Source organism: Ruegeria sp. AN6 (assembly GCF_056540425.1).
On the sequence record NZ_JBQFWR010000015.1, the window covers coordinates 45944 to 68807 of the forward strand.

At 52.1% G+C, this 22864-nt stretch carries 19 protein-coding genes; 9 read left to right on the forward strand and 10 right to left on the reverse strand.

What is annotated here, in order from left to right:
* Positions 1–6: 6 nt before the first annotated feature.
* Both ACR0MQ_RS18835 and ACR0MQ_RS18840 read right to left on the reverse strand, forming a co-directional pair.
* Positions 7–462: a luciferase domain-containing protein gene (locus ACR0MQ_RS18835; RefSeq protein ID WP_319546015.1), complete on the reverse strand. Its 456-nt coding sequence runs from the start codon at positions 460–462 to the stop codon at positions 7–9.
* 149 nt (positions 463–611) lie between these two features.
* Positions 612–1202: a YceI family protein gene (locus ACR0MQ_RS18840; protein ID WP_319546014.1), complete on the reverse strand. Its 591-nt coding sequence runs from the start codon at positions 1200–1202 to the stop codon at positions 612–614.
* A gap of 124 nt (positions 1203–1326) precedes the next feature.
* Between ACR0MQ_RS18840 and ACR0MQ_RS18845 the strand changes: the two genes are divergently transcribed.
* Complete coding sequence (locus ACR0MQ_RS18845; RefSeq protein ID WP_319546013.1) at positions 1327–1908, forward strand: TetR/AcrR family transcriptional regulator; 582 nt, start codon at positions 1327–1329, stop codon at positions 1906–1908.
* Positions 1909–2213: 305 nt separating this feature from the next.
* Here ACR0MQ_RS18845 and ACR0MQ_RS18850 read toward each other — a convergent pair whose 3' ends face one another.
* Positions 2214–2903: a DUF6629 family protein gene (locus tag ACR0MQ_RS18850; RefSeq protein WP_480610097.1), complete on the reverse strand. Its 690-nt coding sequence runs from the start codon at positions 2901–2903 to the stop codon at positions 2214–2216.
* Between the two features lie 765 nt (positions 2904–3668).
* On the opposite strand from ACR0MQ_RS18850, the gene ACR0MQ_RS18855 reads away from it, so the two are divergent.
* The gene (locus ACR0MQ_RS18855; RefSeq protein WP_170546638.1) at positions 3669–3926 is read left to right on the forward strand and encodes a hypothetical protein; all 258 of its coding nucleotides are present in this window, start codon (positions 3669–3671) and stop codon (positions 3924–3926) included.
* Between the two features lie 712 nt (positions 3927–4638).
* Here the strand turns inward: ACR0MQ_RS18855 and ACR0MQ_RS18860 are convergent.
* Positions 4639–5757, reverse strand: a complete 1119-nt coding sequence (locus ACR0MQ_RS18860) for an alpha/beta hydrolase (RefSeq protein ID WP_480610099.1) — start codon at positions 5755–5757, stop codon at positions 4639–4641.
* Positions 5758–5818: 61 nt separating this feature from the next.
* A complete protein-coding gene (locus ACR0MQ_RS18865) occupies positions 5819–6817 on the reverse strand; it encodes a lipoprotein N-acyltransferase Lnb domain-containing protein (protein ID WP_480610101.1) in 999 nt (332 codons plus the stop codon).
* Positions 6818–7102: 285 nt separating this feature from the next.
* Between ACR0MQ_RS18865 and ACR0MQ_RS18870 the strand changes: the two genes are divergently transcribed.
* Complete coding sequence (locus ACR0MQ_RS18870) at positions 7103–7384, forward strand: glycine zipper domain-containing protein (protein WP_170771278.1); 282 nt, start codon at positions 7103–7105, stop codon at positions 7382–7384.
* Positions 7385–7503: 119 nt separating this feature from the next.
* Positions 7504–8889 carry a mechanosensitive ion channel family protein gene (locus ACR0MQ_RS18875; RefSeq protein ID WP_480610103.1) on the forward strand — a complete coding sequence of 462 codons (1386 nt, stop codon included), beginning with the start codon at positions 7504–7506 and terminating at the stop codon, positions 8887–8889.
* A 203-nt stretch (positions 8890–9092) separates the two neighbouring features.
* Here the strand turns inward: ACR0MQ_RS18875 and ACR0MQ_RS18880 are convergent, their stop codons facing one another.
* The 4 genes from ACR0MQ_RS18880 to ACR0MQ_RS18895 form a co-directional block, all read right to left on the reverse strand.
* Entirely contained in the window at positions 9093–9833 is a 741-nt protein-coding gene (locus tag ACR0MQ_RS18880; RefSeq protein WP_480610105.1) for an MbnP family protein, read from the reverse strand.
* Entirely contained in the window at positions 9830–11014 is a 1185-nt protein-coding gene (locus tag ACR0MQ_RS18885) for a cytochrome-c peroxidase (RefSeq protein WP_010438260.1), read from the reverse strand. The genes ACR0MQ_RS18880 and ACR0MQ_RS18885 overlap by 4 nt, the downstream gene beginning before the upstream one ends.
* Positions 10971–12278 carry a hypothetical protein gene (locus ACR0MQ_RS18890; RefSeq protein WP_480610107.1) on the reverse strand — a complete coding sequence of 436 codons (1308 nt, stop codon included), beginning with the start codon at positions 12276–12278 and terminating at the stop codon, positions 10971–10973. Before ACR0MQ_RS18890 ends, ACR0MQ_RS18885 begins: the two co-directional genes overlap by 44 nt.
* A gap of 739 nt (positions 12279–13017) precedes the next feature.
* On the reverse strand, positions 13018–13986 hold the full coding sequence (locus ACR0MQ_RS18895) for a DUF3179 domain-containing protein (protein ID WP_170771288.1): 969 nt from the start codon (positions 13984–13986) through the stop codon (positions 13018–13020).
* Positions 13987–14579: 593 nt separating this feature from the next.
* Here ACR0MQ_RS18895 and ACR0MQ_RS18900 point away from each other — a divergent pair.
* Positions 14580–15527 (forward strand): DMT family transporter, encoded by a 948-nt coding sequence (locus ACR0MQ_RS18900; RefSeq protein ID WP_480610110.1) that lies wholly within the window; start codon positions 14580–14582, stop codon positions 15525–15527.
* 323 nt (positions 15528–15850) lie between these two features.
* Here the strand turns inward: ACR0MQ_RS18900 and ACR0MQ_RS18905 are convergent, their stop codons facing one another.
* Entirely contained in the window at positions 15851–17185 is a 1335-nt protein-coding gene (locus tag ACR0MQ_RS18905) for a tetratricopeptide repeat protein (RefSeq protein ID WP_480610112.1), read from the reverse strand.
* 165 nt (positions 17186–17350) lie between these two features.
* Here ACR0MQ_RS18905 and gntH point away from each other — a divergent pair, with 165 nt between their 5' ends.
* The 4 genes from gntH (at position 17351) to ACR0MQ_RS18925 (ending at position 22540) form a co-directional block, all read left to right on the forward strand.
* Entirely contained in the window at positions 17351–18682 is a 1332-nt protein-coding gene (gene gntH, locus ACR0MQ_RS18910) for a guanitoxin biosynthesis MBL fold metallo-hydrolase GntH (RefSeq protein ID WP_480610114.1), read from the forward strand.
* Positions 18683–18746: 64 nt separating this feature from the next.
* Positions 18747–19556 (forward strand): hypothetical protein, encoded by an 810-nt coding sequence (locus ACR0MQ_RS18915; protein WP_480610116.1) that lies wholly within the window; start codon positions 18747–18749, stop codon positions 19554–19556.
* Positions 19507–21276, forward strand: a complete 1770-nt coding sequence (locus tag ACR0MQ_RS18920) for a hypothetical protein (RefSeq protein WP_480610118.1) — start codon at positions 19507–19509, stop codon at positions 21274–21276. Before ACR0MQ_RS18915 ends, ACR0MQ_RS18920 begins: the two co-directional genes overlap by 50 nt.
* Positions 21277–21280: 4 nt before the next feature.
* Positions 21281–22540: a HupE/UreJ family protein gene (locus ACR0MQ_RS18925; protein WP_480610120.1), complete on the forward strand. Its 1260-nt coding sequence runs from the start codon at positions 21281–21283 to the stop codon at positions 22538–22540.
* Positions 22541–22864: the final 324 nt, after the last annotated feature.

The following is a 22864-nucleotide window of genomic DNA, read 5'->3' on the forward strand; positions in this document are numbered from 1 at the left end:
GGGTGTTTAGCCCAGAGTGATGCCGGTGATGAAGGTGTACGAGCTTTCAACCAGATCGATGACGACATCCAGCTCTTCGGGTGTGGTTGGAGTATAGATCATGACAAAGCCGCCCCACCCAGGACGTTGCTTGGCCCAAGGGTGAGCTACGGCCCAGCCAGCCTCAATTGCCCTTCGAGCCATTTCTGGGTCGAGCGAAGCGTGCAAGCTGCCATCAGGATGCATGTGCGCAAACTCAAACCCACCGACGATAGAGTTCGGTTGGGACAACAACATGTCGGGATCAAGCTGAAAGCCAATCGCGCCCGGAAGCGATATGCGTGTTGGGCCAAGCGTGACCCCTGGGAATTGCGCAACACGCTCCAGCAATAGCTTGGCCAAATCGGCATCAATTTCGACACCAATCTGAGTATGCGGTACTCCGCTTGTCGTTTCAGGGCGGGGTGAGGTGCGCTCCGGCAAGGAGCGCTCTTGTGCGAATGCCAACGGGCACGTCAACGCCACCGCTATCGCAGCAACCGCCAGTAGTCTAAGGAACACATTCATTTTGTTGCCAGCCCGTCAAAAGTTGAGAATGAGCGCTCAGCGCAGTATCAGCGCCCTTGCACACATTACTCAGCCTTTAATGCTTCGATATTGATCAAGAGCTCTATTTCGTCGCTCACCGCTGGCGCAAATGCCCCAAGTCCGAATTCAGACCGCACGATAGTCGCCGTGGCAGCCAGCCCCAAGGTCGGCGTGCCCTCTTTCGGACCAAACGGGTATGGCGCTGACTTGTTAAGCGTTGTTTCCAGAACAACAGGTTTGGTGACGCCATTCATGGTCAGGTCGCCAGAAATATCCGCGGTGTTTTCCCCGGTCACTTCAATGCTGGTTGAGGCGAATGTGACCACGTCACCGTCACTCGCGCTAAAAAAGTCATCGGACATGAAGTGTTGCAAACGGGCATCCCAGCCCGTGATCATGGATTTTACAGGCATAGACACTGTGACAGACGACGCAGACGGATCATCTTCGTTGAACTCTATCTCGCCGCTAAAACCTGAGAACATTCCAAACGTTTCTGAGAAACCGATGTGGTCGTAGCTGAACAATACCTGGCTGTGTCCAGGATCCAGCTCGTAGCTGCCACTCTCGGACAATGCGGTTGTCGCGCCCATCGTTAAGAGTACCGCCAGCGGGGTTGCTGCCACTTTAAACATTGATACGCTCCTATTTTGAAAAGACGTGTTCGCGAAATCGAGTATTGAGCTTTAGCTTTTAGCTGGCCATGCTTATAGAACAAAATGTTCTACTGCGCAACAAAATGTTCTACAGGAGGGGTGATTGAAAGAAGATCCTAGGCTGATCGCCACACGGCAGGCCGCGCTTGATGCGGCGCAAAGGATACTGAGGGATGAGGGCGTACTGCACGTAACTCATGGTGCAGTTTCGAAGGCAACTGGCATTTCGCGCAGCACACTTTACAGGCACTGGCCAGATGCGCGTTGTCTGCGTGATGCAGCGTTCAGGCGCATCGCAACACCGCCGAACATACCGCCCAAAACCGATGGCCCGCTGCGATCTGACCTGCGCTGGTTACTCGGCGTACTGATGGGAGCCTTGAATGACACACCATGGGGCCAAATCGCGCCTCAGGTGGTCGCTGCTGCGTCCACCGACGAAGAAGCGCGGTTGGTGATCACTGAATTCATGAAAGACAGGTTCGCAAGTGTTGAAGCAGTATTTGCAGCCGCAATAGATCGCGGCGAGATCGCCGCGGATGTTCCGGTTGAACAGCTTATAGAACTAGCAGTCGCGGCACCTTATTTCCGCAAGCTCATACGTCACGAAGCACTGGACGAGGATTGGTTGGATCGACATGTTGATCTGCTTTGCAGTATCGCGAAAACCAATTCGGGACAGTGACCATCGCCTGACTTTGCAATCAAAGCGACCTGCAACAGGCGCGAGATTTCGGCAGAACAGCAAATTAGATCAAAAGCATATCCAGCCAGTTCCCAATAGCGGTTGCTCCAAAAGGTCTCGGCAAAGATTCGCAATGATCGTTCTTCAAAGTTTGAAAAGTCCGCTTTCTACTCATCGCTGACGTTGATGGCAACCTAAGCGTCGTTCGCTATGAGCTCAACGCGGTCATCTGACAAAAACTGTCGGATGACGGCTTTCCAGTGAAACCCCCTGCCCGCACTTAAACGCATTTTTCAAAATGTCCCTCAACCTTCGGCAGCTCCACCTAAGCGGTCTGCCTCCCAATAGTGAAACTTTAGAACGAAGTAGATGTAGGCAGACAAACCTGCCGCAACGAAGCACCAGATTGACGTGAAGGCATGAGAAGCAAAGAAGAACCCCAAAGCAACGGAAACGACAATTAGATACCCGAAACCTCGTAAGCCTTTATCGCTCGATCCCACAAGCGGAACGCAGATCACCAAAGCGTAGAAAACACGTGCAAAGTTCCTCGTAGTTTCGGACGGGAACGTTTCTATGTTTTCATACTGAATGGAGTGTTGAGCTAGGCCAATATCTAGGTTTGCTGGTGACAACAATACTGGTAAGTAAAGCAACAAGCCTAAGCAAAAACCAATTCCGCAAATCCCTTGGAATATGAGCCTGCGACGCCGGTTACGTTCAATCGAAGCCGCGGACAGCGGAACCCAAAACGGCCAAAAGAAATAGGCAAAGAAGAGAAACGTCAACGCAGCTGCCGAAGAAGGGTTTGCCGACGGGTTGTCAATGGACACCCACAAGAAGCCTTCGGACAATTGCTGAATCCCAAAGAAAAGTGGAAAGCTGGCTAGCGGAAGAAATCGTTCGCCCATTTGCAACGCCAAACGTATCGTAAGACCACTGCAGGCTATGATTGCTGCGCCGGCTACAAAACTGGCTTGTGATGAGAAACACATGCTTAGACACCTCTGCCGTTTTACATAGCTGAAGTCGTTGAAGCAAAGAACACTTTTCATTCCGAAGTACTGGCTTGTGCTGCCTAAAGGGGGCATTGTCTGTTGTCTGGCCAACTATTTAGGAAACGGTGCTGTCAGGTAAATTCGGACCAGTCAAATCGGACCAACCAGCGGAATGTTGGTCGTTAAGCGCCGACGATCTCAGCGGCCGGGTCCGCGAAGAAATTGGTTAAAAAGTTAAGTGTCTTTATGTTTTCTTCCGACGTACCAAGGTATGCCGATAGCCTGTGCTACGCGGATTTTCGGGCTCGTCTTTTGACCTTCTTCCCCATGCTGTTTGTCTTGACCAACGAAATCGCTCCGGCCTTGAGTTTACAGTTGAGGAAGTGACTTCAACGCTGGTTTGCAGCTATCAGGAAAAATCGCGGTATTGAGGCTCACCCTAACTAAAATGTATCCATCACTCGGAATTAGCCGCGCTGCTAACGATCCGTCCCTCCGGTCCAGTTGATGGCGCGAGTTGCGAATCCAATCCGGGCTTTGCCGGCTGTCACATGCACCCCAAACCTGTAACCTGCGCGTACCACCCATCCCTCGGGCGCCGTTTTTTTTCGGTCCAACCGTCTGAATTGTACGTATTAGCAATATCACAAATCACGAACGGTTTGTCTTGTAATTTGATCCCGCTGCTCCACTAGCAGCGAACACTCCAGTTATGCTCAGTGGAACTGAGATCACGAATTAATTGGAATTGGGAGGAAAATCATGACCAATAGTTTAGACGTGAAAACCACATGGGCTTCGGTAATGGATGAAACCAAAAACCCACTAAGAAATCAGTCCTTACCCGTGGCCCATTTGCTGATGCAAATGTTGGCATGGATGTGGAGCGCAATTTTCTCGCTTATGGTCGGCAGTTACTTCGTGTTCGGCGTAACAGCGGCGGCGCATATGCTACTGATAGGCGGTCTCTTTGTAACACTGTTGGTGTTCAGAAAGTCGGAAGCGACTAAAATCGACTAATTGGCTTCTGTTGCTGGCGTGTTTCTTCTGTGCCCCGGTGGTCCACAGAGTTCCTGCCCGGTCGGTATGGCGTGGTCTGGCGATTCAACGCCGTGATGGTTCAAGACCCGCAAATTGCGGCTGAATTGGAACATAGTCGCGTCCCACCTGCCAGCCGTCGTACGAAAGCGTAGATCGCTGAATCTTGCCGCCATCTGGCACAGACGCGGCCTCCATGTTCATCCAACATTTGGCCTATCCCTCCGTTGCGGCGGCCCACGCTGCACCTCCAGGAGGTTCACTTAGTCAGTTGCTCAGCTTCGTCGATCAGATCAGCGACACACAACGTAAATATTGAATGCCCTACGGCCGCCCGCTCTTACCATCCCTTGCAGTAAAAGCGCTGACTTTTTGTGGTCTGGGCTATCTATTGATCCGTATTCCCAGTACCCGGTATGCATAGCCCTCTTTGCAAATCGGGCGTTCCCGCGCTGCGAGTGTGCAAGCTTCCGTCGGCGCGGGAGCTTTGATTGACCCGATGACGTTTCAGTCTAGTATCCAAACTGCCACCGCTCCCGATGGTTCGCCTTGTCGTGAACGCCTCATTGATCGAAGGCGACATGCTTCGCAAATTGCTTCAGGCCAACGGACGACTCGATCGAGCAACTTTGCAAGAAGTCTATAGATACCTGATCACAGGTCGCCAGATCGGCGAACAAATAGTATTTTAGCGTCAGTCAAACACTCTAATGGGTGAGTTTGCCATAATCCGTTCGATTGGAGGCGCTGAACTGGTTCCAAATCTGCTCGCTGAATTTAGACCCAACCCAATCAACTGCACGACCTCCGGCGACCCAGTGAACTTGCTGTGGCTTCCAGAATCGGAGTTCTCAATGTCGGATAGGTCTATGACAAGAACTCCGAATTCTTTTTCAAGTTCCTCCGCATCAGATGCCCCAACCCTAGGGACGCCACCTGCCAATCGGCGTGAGAATTTCAAAGCACTGTCATCTTCTGACGTCAAAATGAAGATTTTCTCGGTGATCGACTGGGGGATCGCCTCCATGTGGCTTCTGAATAAGTCGATATCGATATCTGGCGAAGCAAGCATGATGTTTTCAACTTTCGTGATGCCTCGCGCGCGACCAGTCTCGACGGAATTGACAATACCTTCCATAGTTAAAAGGCAACCCATCGAATGAGCGAAGATATTGACACTTGTAGCGTTGGTCTGTTGAAGAACACTCGCAAGTTCAGGAAGTTTACTGCGTGCAATCAGCGTGCTGTTTAAGTCGTAGACATACCCAGTTGTCTGAGCAGAGGACGCCCAAGACATTAAAATGGGCACTCCTTCGTATCCAGAGTCCTCAACGAACTGCGCAAGCCTCAAAAGTGCATCAGTGGTAGTGTTATTATAGCCGTGCACAAAGAAAAGGATTGTGCGTTTAGAAGGTGGGCGAGAGTTCAATTCCTTGTTTACCGCAGAAATAAACCTTGCATCGCTGGAATAGACAATAGGGTCTATTATTGTGAACTCTTTGCTCGGATCAGGGGGCAACTTCTTGGGTCGTTTCAATTCGCCAATCTCATGCGTTGGAGGAATTGTCACATCGACCGACGCCAAACCGACTTCTTTTGCTCTGTCTCCGGAGAAAAAAACACCCTGCACACCTGTTGCCGCCCTAGTCGTCGCCATAAAGATTTTTTGCTTCTTCACTCCAGCTTGGTCTTCAATGCTAACCTCAGGATTTTCTATCCCGACCAGTTCAGGAGGTCGTGAACACGCACTAACCAGAACCATTAGACCCAAAATGAGCAGAGTGAGCTTTAACACTTCGCTTTTTTTGGTCATGTGAGCAGCCCTATTTGACGCATCCAATGTGATTGTAAGTGCATCTAGTAAATATCATCTTTTAAGGATTGGGGACACCTACTCGTATGGCCTCCGAATAGCCGTCCACCAAGCCGAAGGCCTCAGCCTTCTCAGTGATATCCCCCAATCGAAATATCTCTTCGATCGATAGATCAGTGTTCATGCCCCCATGATCATAAAGAAAATATGGGAAATACCCGTTGACAATGATTCTCCAATCCATCGGTATTTTGATGCCAATATGCCGTGCGATCTGGACCACTGTACGTGAGCAATTGGTGAACACCGAATTAAACCAATGCGGTTTTTCTACGACCCCGTTCGCCGCTGCAACATACCCTTCGAGAAGTTTCCTACGATTCCCAGGCACTGTTCTGAGTCTAAAAATCTGAACGCGAGCGCCCTGAATGTTCGAGCGTAAGCCGACAACATCTTTTTCTTCGCTCGCCACAACTGCAATCGAGTGCGCTTTGAAAAAGTCAGCAACTGGCGAGAAAGAAACCCCCTTCTCTCGACGGACTTCATTTGACCAAGCAAGGTACCGCCCGTCTTTGAAGCCAAAGCTCAAAATCATATGCGCCATGGATGGCCCGCCCCAATACGACATAAAAAGATCCACTGTCTCAATCTGCGAGAGATTGTAACTGCGTGTTTCCCATGTCTCCGTCACGTCGGTTTCGCTTCGCCAATCGAAGTTCCGTACATTCTCTAGTGTTAAGATGTCCCCGTCGATTGACCCTGTTACCTGTTGCGCGACCTCCGGAGACCAATTTCCCGCGGACGGCGGAACCAGCGTGTTCCACCACAAATTCAGTGCAACAAGAGCTGTTGCGAAAACAACGAGCCAGCGCCACCGCGCCCGTGTAAACATTGCGACTAGCGTTCCCATGCCGAAGACTGCGAAACCACCGCAAACGACCCACTTCAGCCACTCGGGTCCGGGAAGTTTGAACCATAGAGCGAGAGTTCCCCAAATTACGGAATAAGCCAGGGCAGGAAGAAGCACTGAAACACTTAGAACCGTAAAGACAACTCGCATTCTAGAATGCTCCTCCAAATGATGTGAGCAATCTTAAGCTAGCACGACCAACGGACCATGCGATGTCAAATCTTCAGTTTCTTGAAACAGCAGATCTAAGAAACGAAGGCGCGCAAGTGCAAATATCACTTTAGTGGATACAGCTGAAAATCCCCAAATAGCAGAGAGTGTCCAGTATCCGCAAAACCTTGTCCCGACGGCAAAAGATAGCAGGCGGTGGTCCCACCTAGTTCGATAACACAAGGCAACCGCAGTGGTTGCTTGGGTAGAACAAGGATGTAACCAATGAAAAACTCTACAAAGAAGTTCGTTATTGCTCCGATCTCAGGGGCAATTCTGGTCACAATGGCAGCGACGGCTCAGGCTGACTACGTCGCGGACCAAGCCGTCAAAGGCGCGGTCGTTGGTGCCACCGTCGCTGCCATTGCTGGCGAGAACGTCGTTGGCGGGGCTGCTGCCGGCGCGGCAGTTGGCGCCGTGAGCGGCGCGATCAAGAAGGACAATTTCGAGGACGCGCAGGACCGCGCAGAGGAGCGCCGCGACGACCGAAATAATCACAACGACTAGGAAAAAGCTTACGCCCGTCATGGCGGAACAAAGACTGCTTTACTTGCGGTATCTGGTGTCACGCCGCTGCGGGCCTTGTTTCGCGGCCAGAAAAAACAATCGAATATGGATAAGTACTAATGAAATCTTCCGGTACATCAATTTGGTCAAGATTAGCCTTGTGCTTTCTTGCACCTCTTCTGCTGACTCTGGCCGCAGGATTGCCAACGCCTATTTTTGCGAACGAGCAATCAGTACCGGAAGCAAGTCCAACCTCAGAAATTGAGAAGGCAGAAGTGCCGTATCCTTCGGGGTTCGACGATCCCCGAGTCGAATTGGAGGAGTTTGAGCTTCAGCTAATACCATTGACCAAAGATGAGCTATCTTCTCTTGCTGTGCGCTGGCAAGAAATCGCGCGCGAGAAAACCAAAGCCGTGGTCGAGGCGACTATCGCGGCTGCAAACGAGGGTGATGGCACGTCAGAAGCCGACTTCGACCGCATCCTACATCTCTCTGAAGATCGCAATGAGGCATTCAAGCGATTTTCGGCGGTTGTTGAGAGTCTGGAAAAGAAGAATGGTGATGAAATGGAAGTGGGCACATACCGTGCTTACCGAAGTGCCATCATCGCCGATGAAACGCAGAGTTCCAGTTGGGAAGACCTGGGTAGAAAAGCTCTCACATGGGTAAGATCAACTGATGGTGGCGGCAAGTTTGCGATCAGCATGATCTCGCTTTCCGCGTCGTTATTTGCACTTTTTGTCGTGGCCAAAGCTATGTCGACCTTCTCGTTGCGTGTGTTTAGGCGGATGCGGGGCATGCCGAAGCTGATGCCCGCGTTTTTAGCAAGGGTAATCTATTGGCTTACGATGGGAATTGGATTCCTCGTGGTGCTTTCTTCATTGGGCGTCGACATCACGGCGTTATTCGCAATCGTCGGAGGTGGCTCGTTTGTCCTCGCCTTTGCAATGCAAGAAACGCTTGGGAACCTTGCAGCTGGTGTAATGCTAATGATTAACAATCCGTTCGATGAAGGTGACTACATTACAGCCGGAAACACTTCCGGAACGGTCAAGTCCGTTTCTATTGTTTCAACCACTGTCCTGACGCCAGATAATCAGGTCATTGTAATACCGAATTCCATGGTTTGGGGTGACGTGATATTGAATTCCACGGCCTCTGATAAACGTCGGGTCGATTTGGTTTTTGGTATCGATTACGGGGATGACCCTGATAAGGCAGCTGAGATCATTCTCGAAGTAGCAAATGCAGACGGACGCGTTTTGGATGACCCGGAGCAGCCGTGGGTGCGCGTGACAAACCTAGGCGAAAGCTCTGTGGATCTTACCGCGCGGCCTTGGTGTAAATCCGATGACTACTGGGAACTGAAATTCGCAATCACTAAAGCCGTCAAGTTGGCCTTTGATGCAAACGATGTTTCCATTCCCTATCCACATACTGTGGAGATTCAAAAAACGCATAGGCCGACATTTCATGCAATTCGTGATGTGCCTGAAGCAGGCTGAGTGCAGGCATTTATAACGGAACCAGAATTTACCTCGGGTGCATGCAGCAGACGTGGTCAAATCAGGCGCCAAGGACTGCTTTGCGGAGAAAGCAGACATCATAGGGCATGTCGTTTTACAGGATGGACCCGTTACTTCTGAATAACTGAGTCACCTAGCCACTCGACGGACGCCTGTTGGTGAGTTTTCCTCAAGGTTCACCATTAATCACCCCAGGTGGGATTAATCATCTGGGCGTAATTCGTTGCCAAGAGTGCCGCGTCGGATCTGTCCATCTTTACGGTTTGTAGTTCGGTCATGTCGATGACATCCTCTCCGGAAAAGAGTTTCATGACGTCCACGGAAAATGTCAGCGGTCTGTTTTCATCCCGTTCAACGGAAGTTGGCGCCACAAAGTCGAGATCCCGGCGATTTTCGTTAAAGCCGACATGGTAGACCAATGGCATTACAGCCCCGTCCATTTGGATGGCCCCCTCGACTAGAACAAATTTGTAGCCGATGTTCCAGTTCCAAGCCATGCGGTTATTGGGATCAAGGTCGCCTCGTACCTCGATAGACCCGTTTGCGGCTTCATCAATCCCAATGGACATCGAAATTCTTGATATCTGTCGCAAAGGCACTTTCGGTAGTACCACATTGAATTGCGGCGTGCTGCGGTCAAACCTCAACAAATGGTAGCTGTTTTCTACGACATGTACCTTGTCACCGTCAGCCAGTTTGATGTTGGAGATGTAGACACGGAAATCACGAAGGCGGAACATCTCTGTTCCGCCGGGATTGGTGTAAGCGAAGGTATCGAATTCAATCGGCTCGCCATTTGCTTCGGCTACAAAAATCAGTTTCAGCGGCCTGGGTTTCGTTCGAAAATCAAAGGCAAAAACTATTATGGCTGCTAGGACCAAAGTGGAAACGGCGACGATGCTGAGTCTGTTTAGGCGTTTCATTGTGTCTCTTCCTCAAATGGGCTTGAAAACTTTGGCTCCGTCAGAAATGCCTCATCCGTCAAAGTGTGGAGAAACGCGATAATTGCATCGACTTCTTTGGGCGCGAGGCCGAGGCCGTGTGCAGCAATGGGATCTACGACGGTATTATCCGCTTCAAGGATCAAAGGGCTAAGTGTATCGCTAAACTGAATGCCGGAATTGTAATGCGTGAGCACTTCGCTAAGGGTCGCGAACCGGCCATCGTGCATGTAAGGCCCTGTAACCGCTATGTTTCGAAGTGTCGGCGTCTTGAACTTTCCCCGGTCCAAGATGTCACCGGTCACCGCCTCAAGTCCGCGGCCCAGGTTCTGTTCTGCATCAAGGCCGTTGTTGATAAAGCCATCCCAGCCATCCGAAAATCCAGCTGTCACGAACTGACTGTGACAGTCGATGCAGTTTCCGCCACGCAAAGAGACCTTAACGTCTGGATGCGCCATGAACAGTTTGCGCCCGTGCTCTTCTTGCGGCGAAAGACGCAGTTCGCCACGCAAATATCGATCGTATTTGGAATTCGCGGAAATCAACATTCGCATAAAGGTTGCCAGCGCGCGGGCGACGTTCTCTTCCGACACCTCGCCGTAGGCTTTCCAGAACATCTCGGGATATTCAGGCGCGCTTTTTAGCTCGCGGACAAGTTCGTCCAGCGGTTGCTGCATTTCATCCGGATTTATCAATGGCTGCAGTGCTTGGTGTTCCAGCGTCGGACTTCGACCGTCCCAGAAAAACCGGCGCGGTCCCCAAAGAAGATTGGCAAGGCTCATGCTGTTGAAGGCAAGCTCCTTTCCGCCATGCCCCAAGGCGACTGGTTGGCCATCCGTAAAGGCGCGCTCCTGTTGATGGCATGTTGCACAAGACATGCTGTTGTCGCCGGATAACATGGGATCATAAAACAACCGCCTGCCAAGCTGAAAAGCTTCTTCTGTCAGAGGGTTATCTTCCGGGATCGAAAAACGGCCAAACACAAATGGTGCTTTGAAATCTGCGATGGCTGTCGGCACAGGAGGAGATCGTGAGATCCAAAACGCAGACAGTAATGCAATAAAGATCGCCAGGCAAAGCCCGGCGATCCCGAGTTTCATTTTGATGTTTTGGCGCTTTTCAGTGGTGGTGAACGAACCCTGCGCCAAAAAGCCCTTCGACATTGTCGACACCTTTTTTGTAGCGCTCACGGAAATTCACCGTGGCTAGCCGTTCGCCGGTGGCAAGGTCGTGGACGGTTATCGTGTGTGCGTTGAGTCCGGCGATAAAGTCCACATCTGTCGGGTCGTTTGCTTTCGCGTCGCCAAGATTGAGAAGATTGTTCTGGATGGCGATCACCTCACGTCCTGACTTAGTGGTGAAAAAGATCATGTGGTGCGCACCTGCATCGGCGACGATGTCTGGTCCTGACGAAACCAGCTTGGGCAGCTTTGAAAGATCATATCGTTTCACCACGCCCGGAAGCGCGTGACTGATAAACAACTCAGTGTCGTTGCCGTAGAATTCGAGTGGCACCGCAGTTCCGTTTTGGACACCGCTGTAGACCACTTCGGCTGGCCCGAAAGTTTTAGCTTCGGCGTCATACGGAATTGACCATGTTTCAAAGCCGAACATGGTATTTACAAGCACTGCCGGTTCGATGTCTTCGTGGATCGACGGTCGCGCAAACAACACTTCGACGGGCGAAGACGGGAAACCGACTGGCATCTCACCTTGCACCTCAATCGTCTGGACCGGTTCGAGCGCATTGAGGTCGATGATCGTTACCGTATTGCCAACACCGGTGGCGAGATCTGGGTGGACAGTGGAAGTTACAACCATCCTGTCGTCAAAGGCCGAGATGCCATGTGGATACAGGATGTAAGGCGCGTTTTCCCCAACTTCACTTTTCCGCGCCTCTATCACCTTGATGACCTCATTGGTCTGCGCGTCGAACACGCCAACCGTACCGCCATCGGCTTGGCCAAGGCCGCCCATGAAAGTGACAAACATGTACTCAGTTCCGTTTGACCGGGTCCACATGATGTCTTCGCCCACCATCTGGCCGGCAGTGTCGAGGCACTGAATGCGGGTCACTTCGGGCGCGCCGGTTGAGTCACGCGCCAATCCGATCTCCGCAAGACTACATTTGGGATCTAGGCCAGTGGAATAAAGCCGTCCGTTAGGGCTGTAGTAAAGATGGTGAAGCGGATGCTCGAGTTCCGGCTGCTCTACTTCACTGATAATTTTGCCAAAATCTTCGGACTCTGGATCCAACTCGACTATAGCCACGCTGTGGCTTGCGCTGAGCGTCGGTAGTGAGCGCAACAACACCATTGCGCGACTTTCTTCACGGACCTGAGCCTGAGAACTCGCCGTCAACACACCAACAATAAGCGCAGTATTGCTTGCTGTCAGGGCGGCGAATTTCAACGAAAAATCAAACATAATTCCCCCCTCTGCAAAACATAAGCAGTACGAGCATCATTGCAGATCAGACGGTTCCCGTCGAGAATATCGTATTTGAGCGAGACGCGAGCATGTGCTGGCCATAAAATTGAGGGCAGAGTTCCCAGCGATTCCCACCGCCCAAATTTCCATTTTTTAAATAGTCCTTAAACCCATTGGAACCTGATGCCGAAGTTGCGCAATAGGTGTTTGCGACGAAATAGCTACTACCACTTTGGGCTCGCTACGGACCTCGGATGCAACGCAGCAATTCATCCTTTTGTTTAGCCTTGCAGCGTGGGGACGGCTCATTCCCACCGTTACTCACTTCACTCTGTTTCTGAGGTTGCAGCCTGCTTTCCTGTCGTTCACTGCAACGCAAAATATGCTGATGGATCGTCGCAATGAACTTGGACATCATGGACCTCTATCGCCAAATACTACGGCTAGACAAGGCTCAATGAAATCGCCCGACGCTTTAGCTGCACAAAGTGTGAAACGTCTCGGATTTTCGATTCTTGCGGCGGCGAAACCCACCGAAAAAGGGCGGATTTGATTCCTGAACTTCGCCCGACTGCTACATATAGATCCAAAACTCTTTGGTTTTATTTAATCTTGCCAATCTAATGGAGGCGGCTGGTTCTAAAACACCCTCCCAGTTGGTATCAGATGGATTTATCTAACAATCCCCCAGCGAAGAGTGACCGGGAAGTCGCTGGCGATGCAGGGCCCGGTACGTTCATCCCCCGTCGGCCAGCATCCATCTGCCTTCCGGCCAGAAGGCGTGGAATGCAAAGGCGAACATGACATCATGGGCGATATCCTGTCCCGATGCGTTACGCACCCGGACGGAACCTACATCGCGCCCCTTGGCGATGAGCCCGGTGTCGAGCGCCGAGGCCTGCCCCGCGCGCCAGGAGAGCGTTATCCCGGCCTCAGAGATCTCGCCCTCTGCGCTCAGTCTCTCCAGAGTCCAGGCTTTGTCGCCGACGCGGACCAAGCGCGCCAGTGGGCTGATACCATGTGGCGGGTTTTCACCGGAATAGAGAAAAGGCCGCGACAGGGTGTCGTAGCCGCGATAAGGGTTGCGCCCATAGTCGCGATTATAGGCCGGTTCGTTCATCACCAGCCCATCTGGGTTACGGTTGCTGAACTCTTCCCAGCTTTCCATCCAAGTGGGCAGGGTCTTCAGTTCGGTGCCTGTCAGATCGCCGACGATGGCACGGCCGATGGCCTGCTGCCACCAGCTTTCAGTTTCGCGGTCATACATCACCATGTCGGAATGGCGCAGCTTGCCTGAGACGCCGAATGTGAGTGTGCCCGCAGCGGTGCGCCGATCGAAGCTCATGCCGGAATTGCACAATGGGCAATAGGTGACGGCCACCGGGATTCCGCCGACCCTATCATTCACAATCTCGTGCCATATTAGATAGCGTATTGGATAGGCCCGAGGCTCGGCCCCGTCGATCTCAAGCGTGATCACCGGCTCGCGTTTACCCAGCCTCGTTTCGTCAGAGGTGCGCAAGAAATTGGGATCATTGATCGCAGGGATTCCGTCCTTGGGCGGGCCGCCGGACTGAATCTCGGACCAATCCGTGACCGCACTGCGGCTGAAATTGGTCTGCGGCCACTCAAGTTCCCAGCGTTCGGGGCTGGCGAGCGCTGTACCGGCGACGAAGAGAAAGGCGAACAGGACAAGACGGCGCATTGGCATCTCCGGTCGGTGGATGCGCAATCCTGACGGCTGGACATCTGTCTGCATAGGGCTGACACAGGAATGTGAATAGAATTCATACCTCCGATATCAGGTTGCTCCCTCGGGGCTTAGGTAAACCAAGGTGGAGGCGAGAGCCGGGATTCCGGCTGGGGTCTGCGCCACATGGTTCACTGTAACCCGAAACCGGCGAAGCGCCAGAAACGCAAGGCCCAACCAGGTCGCAAAAACTACGCTGCCCGTCCGTACCGTGGGCCACGTTTGAAATTAACACCTCCGCTTCGTAGTAGCTGATTTATTCGATTTTGAGCCCTGACTAGGACGCGGCTTTCGAAACAAGCACAAAGGATGCCCTCCAATCTCCATGGCGGTACCGACCTCAAGTAACTCATCGTCGAGAGAAAACTTGGAAAAGCCGGCCCTTAGCTGCCCTTGACCCGGCCACCTGATGCGGCTGTTCGGCCCGTCCGAGGAGGCATTCGCCGCGAGTGCAAATCCTAACCCACCCGAACTCGTGGATTGCATGATTTTTGCCTGTCGTCGTATTGAGAACAGACACGTATTTGGCGACATCTCTAAATGAAAAGATGACCTCTGCTGAAACCATACCTCAATCTCCGGATCGCACCCTTGTTGGCGTTGCGCTGATGCTGGGATTTTGCCTAACTGCTCCTTTGCTGGATGTGTCTGCGAAACTCGCGTCGACCAGTGTGCCGGTTGGGCAAATCACGGCTGCTCGGTTTGTGGTGCAATGCGCGCTAATGGCGCCTTTCATCTGGATAATGGGACTGTCGTTGCGCGTGGCGAAAGGTCAGTTGATGGTGCTGGTATTCCGCTCATTGCTGCTGGTGTTCGCAACATTTTGCTTCATTGCCGCGATCCGGGTGATGCCCCTTGCCGACGCGCTGGCAATCGTGTTCGTTGCCCCTTTCATCGTCTTGTTGGTCGGCAAGTTCTATCTTGGTGAAGACGTCGGCCCGCGTCGCGTTAGCGCGGCGCTTGTGGGGTTTGTTGGGGTGTTGTTCGTTATCCAGCCCAGTTTCACAGCTTTCGGCGTGGTTGCCATTATTCCGCTTGGCACGGCGGTTGCCTTCGCTTTCTACATTCTTGTGACCCGAGGGTTGTCGCGTCGGGTGCACCCTGTGACCCTGCAATTCCACACTGGCCTGATCGCCAGCCTGTTTTGCATTCCAGCTCTAATTGTTGCGCGAGGTTCCGGCTCTGATTTGTTTGATCCCGTTTGGTCGACAGACATCGCGCTGTTGTGGCTTTTGGGCGCTGGCTTTTTCGCGACGGTGAGCCACATGATGATGACCTATGCGCTGTCTTTTGCGCCTTCCGTCACGCTGGCACCGCTGCAGTATTTTGAGCTGCCGGTCGCGACCTTGTTCGGCTATCTTGTCTTCAACGACTTCCCGAACACGCTTAGCCTGCTTGGCATTGCGATCATTATCAGTGCGGGGCTGTATATGATACATCGCGAAAGGGTAGCGGCCAGACAGTTGGCCACCGTACGTGCCGTACCTCCAATCTAAGGCTACACGCCCGGCCCATTGCTGCCATTGTCCGAGGATTAGCGATGCTGCAGTGCGGCCCGCCAAAGCCGTCATTCGCAGCGACTGCAAACTCGGGGCTTTTGCGAACTCACAGTCCGCGGACGAAGCCGTCGTTCGACGTCAATCGCCTAAGGTCGGGAACGCGTAGAAAGCGGACTTTGCGAAGACTGAGCGAACGTCCCTTATCTCACTTTCTGATATCGAACTCGACTCCGCACCGGTGATTTGAGTGTCGATCTGAGTACCGGCGCCAGCAGAAACTATTATGACCTTGGCACTGCTACCCGCTGTTATGAATCACCCTATCGTACTGGGCTTACCCAGCCTTGTTTTCGTAACTCGCGTAGCACCGCTTCTGCGTTCTCGACATCTTTGTGGATGCTTTTGAGCATTGCACCTATTGGCGCATCCGGCCACGCACGCTCAAGTTCAGCCAGTTTGGCTTTAGCCGCATAATCTTGCCCCATGGCTGATAGCGCTGCCGTAACGTAGGCAAGCGAAGGAGCGCTGAGCGGATCGCCAAGTTGCTTTGCCTCCTCAAAGCGCTCTACGGTCTTTTCATATTCACCAAGATGAAAGTAAGTCGCGCCCGAGATATTTCTGTTAGCAAATCGTTGGTTACTGGAACCTAGCAGAGAAAGTCTGTCAGCCGTTGCAATTGCTTCCTCTAATTCGCCCGAGAACATGGCCACAGCACCAAGAAAGTCGAGTACAGCACCATCATTCGGGTCAAGTTTTGATGCGCGTCTACTGAGTTGTAGCGCGGCGTCATAGTCGCGATTGGCGAAAAAGGCCCAGCTTTTAGCAGACTGGCTCCAGGCTTGGTCTGGGGCTAGGCTAACCGCTTGGTTCGCCAGCTTCATGGCGGCATCAGCATATTCGGTCTTGGCGTCAGACGGCGGAGTTATCACCGCAAGGGACGCGAGTGCCTGCGCAGCACCAGCATAACCACCGAAATATTCTGGATCGATCTCAATCACGCCTTCGAATACGGACAGAACCAGTAGCTGGCGTTGTCGGTCGAAGATCGGAAATATCATTGTCCGCGCTTGTTCCGCCAAATTGAATGCTTGTAATGCAGCTGGGGATTTTTCGTAAATTGCCACGCGCTGCATGTACGCGTTCGAGTCATTTACAGCTATGCCACCCACTTCGGCAGAAGCAGTTTCCTGTCCATCTTGGGCAAGACCGACTGCGACCAACGCACCAACGATGGCCCCAATGGTAAACGCCCCTATGTGCAGTCCAAAGCGTTTGGCTTCTGTTGAGATTGATACCGCTCTGGTTTCTGAGACAGTTTCGAACCGCGGCCTGTATCCACCGCTATCGATACACAGTCGTACCGGATCATCTTTTCCGATACCCTCGTAATGCAGTTCCAAGAACTGACGTAGCCGCCGTGCATCGACGCGAACGATGTTTTCCGGATCGGTCCCCTCTGAAGTATCGCGGTCATATACATCTTGAGCGATAGTTTTGCTTCGAATTTGATCTCCCCGGCCAGCGAGCTCTTCGTCGACGATGTACGTCAGGAACGCCTGAAGCCTATCGGATCCATCCAAATGAGCGTCGGCAAGCAACCTGCCAAGGGCAGCGCGCTTCTGACCGCCCGAGATGTTTTTAAATTGTCGTGCCACATTCGCATTTTTGCATTTAATGGCCCGTGAGTCACCCTGTTATTCACCGTGAGTCACTTACGTGAATGTCTCTTAAACCATAACATTGTAACCAAAACAGCGAGCCGGAGCGCGAAACTCCGCAGTACCAGCTTGCCAATCTATTAAGCGACTGGAGGATTAAACATGGCCCAAGGTATGAACTACAGAAGACTTAGCAAGCACTTCGCAATTGGTGTGATATTTGGCGCTTGGGCTGTTTCTCCTCAAGCGATTACTGATGCGTTAATAGATGTAGTCGCTCCTTCGGCAGCATACGCGCAGGAAACGGAGGAAGTTTCTCCGACAATGGTACGTGATCGTCCACGCGATGTGTACTACCCCAATACTGAAGATCTCGCCGAAGACGAGATGCGGGTCATCGCGTGTGGAACTGGAATGCCTACAACGCGAGCTGCTCAGGCTGCTGCGTGTTTCCTTGTGGAACTGGGCAATGGAGACAAGTTCTTGTTCGACATTGGTTCGGGATCGGCCGAGCGAATTTCCTCCCTTCAAATCCCGTACAATTATTTGGACAAGGTCTTCATCGGCCATCTTCATACCGACCATTTCGGCGCATTGCATGACTTGTTTATCGGTGGCGCATTGATGGGGCGGAATATTCCGTTGCGGGTTTGGGGCCCAAGTGGACCATCAGAAGAACTTGGTACTGCATATGCACTAGATCATATGCAAAAAATGCTCACATGGGATCTGGCAGGTCGTGCAGGCGTCACTGATTTCCGCGGTTATTCAATGGAGGTTAATGAGTTCGATTACAGGTTAGAGAACGAAGTAATTTACGAAGAAAATGGCGTCCAAATTCGTACGTTTCCAGCCATCCATTCAATTGATGGTGCAATCAGCTACGCACTGGAATGGAATGGGTTAAAATTTGTTTTTAGCTCAGACACTTATCCGAACAAGTGGTTCAAGGAATACGCTAAGAACGCTGACCTCGCCATCCATGAATGCTTTGTAGCGGTTCCAGATCTTGTGGCAAAAATGGGATTTACGCCCGAATCCGCGCTACTGGTTGGAACTCAGGTACATACAGCGCCCGAAGCGTTCGGAAAAGTCATGAGCGATATTGAGCCAAGAATGGCGGTCGCCTATCATTTCTTTAATGACTTCGACACAACTAACAATGTTTTCGAACGCATACGCAGCACTTATGATGGTCCGCTAAGCCTGGCAGATGACTTCATGGTTTGGAATGTCACGAAAGACGCGATTACGGTTCGGATGGCGGCAACAGAAGAGCACACTTGGGCGCCGCCGCTCGCTGCACCAGCTGAGCCGCCGAACCCTGCTGACAAGACCTCATATGCTGAGAAGGTAGGACTTTCTCCGGAGGTGATGGAGTTTTCCGATTTCACAAAGGGTGGCTTTGACGATGTCGATGACGTCTTGAGACCCATCTACGAAGAAGCTTCGGAAGCTTTGGGGCAGGAGTTCCCGTATCCGGGTGACAACTAATATCAAATTTGACCGGCGCGACTTCAACATGCGCCGGTTCTTTCAATTCTGATCGGAACTCTCTATGCGATATACCTCATTGATTTCTCGCTATTTGGTCTGTGTTGGTTGGTTGCTTGTCGCGATATCTCATGCCGCCAACGCCCAGTCTCTTGCACGTTCTGAAGATGATGAAGGTGGTTGGCGGCACTCGATTACCCCTTATCTGTTCCTTCCGCTCAGCACTACGGGCACATCAACTATAGATGGAACAAGCGTCGATCTGGACCTGAGTCTGAGCGAAGTACTGGACGTGCTACAGGGCGCAGCTTCGGTACGTTACGAAGGCTGGAACGGCGACTTCGGGATCATCTCGGAAGTGTACTATGTAAGGCTTGGCGAAGACGGAACCCTGCCAGGCGGACGAGTAGACGTCGATGTTGATGTCCGGCAGACCTTTGTAAATGTTCAGGGAGCCTACCGATTTGCGAACGGGGTCAATGCTTCGGGTCGACGCTATGCAGCTGACGCTGCAATTGGCGTTCAGTGGAACCGCCTTAAACAAGAGATCGACCTTTCGGGCCCCGGCCCAGGTATGACGTTGGGTGGGACAGAGGAATGGTTCGAACCAATGATTGCACTTCGCTACATCATGGAAATCAACGACAAATGGAGTTTCGCTAGCCGTGCCGAACTGAGTGGGTTCGGCGTGAATGGCGACGACCTGCAATACCTGCTTCTGGCTGGATTCGACTGGAAAGGCTGGGAGAACACGTCCCTGCGGTTTGGCTATCAGTTCTATGGAATTGATTACTCCACTGACCGCTCGGGCGGGGAGTTTGCCTATGATGTTGACCAGAATGGTATCTATGCTGCCGTCGCGTTTCATTTCTAAGGTCGGCGATTGCAGCAAGACATGGGTTTGGGTGGGCGCGGCGCTCGCAAGTTGGGCGATTGGCGCTAACCAATCGATTGCTGACCTCGTGTCCCCCTACGGCGGAGAAACCGCCCCAAACTTTGTTGAGCTTTCGGTACAGCCTGATCATGTTCGCGTTATCCTTGAGGTCGATTTGGGCGACTATCCCATTTTCGTCATTCCAGATGATGGTTCGGGTAGGTCGCTGGCTGAGCGTACGGGTCAAAACCTTCAAGTCTGGGCAGATGAAGAGGAACTGACCAGCACAACGAATACGATTGATGTGCGCCCTAGAATTACCCGGCAAACAGCAGCGAGCGCTCAGTATCGAACGCGACCGCGCAGCGAAAATGTCGTTTACGTGGATATGGAGTTTCCGTTCAATGGCAAGCCTGAACGGATCACGTTCATTCCCCCGCTAAATTCAGACGGGATTCCCTTGGCTTCACTTGGCGTTGTGGCCGAGCATATGGGTGTTCCGGTGACAGACTATCGTTACCTTTCTCAGGCTGAGACCATGCGTCCAGATTGGAACGATCCGTGGTTTACAAAGTTTGAAAACCCAAATCTCACCCGTCACCACAAGTCCCCTATGATGTCGTTCCTGGCCATGGAGCCGCGTGTCGTCCGGCACGAGATCATATTGCGTTTGAAAGATTTCGAAACTTGGGCCGATCTGGGCTTGGGAGGCGCAGAGCGATTAACTCCAGATGATGTCGCCAGGATCAAGTCTGGCGTATCGGACTTTCTTGCGAATAGAAACCCGCTCGCCGTAGACGGCAAGCCGATGAAACCGGAAACGGTACAGGTCTCACGTATCGAAGTTGGGGCCGAAGGCTTGCGTGTTCTTCCGGATGAGGCGGAGGCAAACCGAAAGACGCTGTTACTGGGCGTTGTCCTTTCCTATCCGGTTGAGACCTTGCCGAACCGAGTTGATCTGGCATGGGAACTTTTTCCAGATGGTCTGGATATTATTCCGATCACCATCTCCGATCCGGCAGGGGCAGTCCCCTCGCAGATTTATGCATCCGATCCAGTTGTAAGTTGGAACAATCACCTGAAAACTTGGACAAACCCAAAGACGAGCCCGGTTGTCGTCAAAGTCGCGGGTGTAACACAGGTGCCATCGTTTGCGTTCGGCTTAGGTTTTCTGTGTTTGATATGCGCCTATTACTCGTTGCAGCGTGCAAATAGTCAGCGTCTGATCTTGCTTGGCCTGTCCGGAGCATTCGGTGCCGCTGCGATCGTCACATATTCCCTGAACAACCCGTTGACAGCGCCCGAGCCGGATGAGATCGCGACGCGTCAAATCATAGAAGGGCTAGTGACCAACATCGGAACTACGATGCTTGAGACGCGAGATGATAATGCCTTAGGTGCGATGGAGCCATATGTCGAAGCAATTAATCGCGACAAGGTTCAAGCAGAAATGCGTCGTGGCTTGTCAGTTACCTTGCCCTCTGGTGCCATGGCTCGCGTCGAAGCGATTTCAGACCTGAATGTCGAGAGCTTCACGCCCGGCGAAGACAGAAATCAGCATCAGGCTCTCGCCAATTGGACTGCCCGTGTAAGCGGAGGTCATTGGGGGCATCTACATAGGCAAGCGGTTTCTTATCGTGGCTTGCTAGATGTTTCGCGGCATGGCGACCATTGGATGCTCGATGACCTGACGATTATTAGCGCCAAAACAGGAAGGTAATTCAGTGGCTATCGTGAGGTTATTTTATACAACGTTCCTGTTTGCCATGATCTTTTTGTGTTCAGGCAGAGCAGAGGCGCATTTCAATCTAAACCAGAATGTCCGTATCCATCATGTTGCCCATTCGGAAGATGGCCTAGATGTCTATTTGCGCCTTCCGATGCCTTATTTGGTTGCAGAACTCGTCGGTCCCGAAGGTACGGACGGTTTGCCTGCACCGGCTCCGTACACATACAATGTGATCGAAGATGGCGTGCTCATGCACTACTTGGATCAGGCCGCATTTCACAAAGACCCAACCGGCTTGGCTCGTATTGCTGAAAACAGCTTTGAGCTATCTATCGACGGTGACCGACAAACATCAGAAATCGTCTCGATAAGACTACATCCGTTGGGGCAAGAGCCAGGGTTTGCTACGCTCAATGAGGCACGCTCGGCACTTGCGCCAAGAGATGTTTTTCCAACAACCGAGGAGATTTATGTTGGTGAGGTGATGGTTGACGTACATCTGCGCTTTGTGACGGGAGAGGTTGGAGCATACAGTTTATCCTACACTTCTGATCCGGGGCTTCCTGAACAAGAAGAAACGGCGAACCTGATCCTCGACTATAACGGGCAGGATGTTCGGACATTTCGTGCGCGGGGCCTGATGCATACCCCGGTCGAAGTTTCCGGATCAGCAACCGCAGCCGCTTCGACCTTCTTTGTCGAAGGTACTCGACATATTTTGGTAGGTCCCGATCACGTTCTGTTTGTGCTTTGCATGATCATCGGTGCATTGAACTTACACAGCCTATTAGCCCGCGTCACAGGGTTTACATTGGGTCACACGGCAACACTGATTTTAGGTTTTTTTGGCTTCGCGCCGAGCGGAGCGTGGTTCATCCCAACTGTCGAACTGGCAATAGCACTTTCAATTATCTACGCTGCTGCGATAGCGGTTTGGCCACCAGAGAAAGGACATGGCGACCTGAAGGCTTTTGCCATCACGTCCGGGATTGGGTTGCTGCACGGATTTGGTTTCTCCTTCATGTTGCATCAAATTCTACGAGTTGATGCACCAAACGTTTGGCACAGCTTGCTGGCCTTCAATGTTGGAGTAGAGGCTGGACAAGTCATAATCGTTCTATTGGTCTGGCCCCTGGTGTTGTTGCTGCGTAAACAACCAGGCCGTATCTGGGTCAGCTCTCGCGCTGCCGTTGCCGCGTGCGCAAGTCTGGTCGCGATGGTTTGGGTAGTTGAACGGGCAGAGTTTTTTCTCTGATACCTGTTCTGTGAAATTTGTGCTAGTTTGCGCAAATAAGCCGACCTTCAATTAGATTTGTTGAACGTCAGTTTTGTCCCGCTAATCCGCCTCTCGCAATCTTGACCTGAATGTCTGGAATATGCGGTTCGCGACGTACTGCACATGCGAGAGATCGAAGGTTGGCCGACCGCGGCAATGGGCTCTTTCCCACGATTTTGGGTCAGTTGTAGCGCGCAATCAAAACGATCTGATGTTTGACAGCAACTAATCTCAGCTTGGCATCTGATTTTTATAGTGGAAAGTATGTTTGACTTGGGGTGCCATCCGATGTCGATCGTTCAC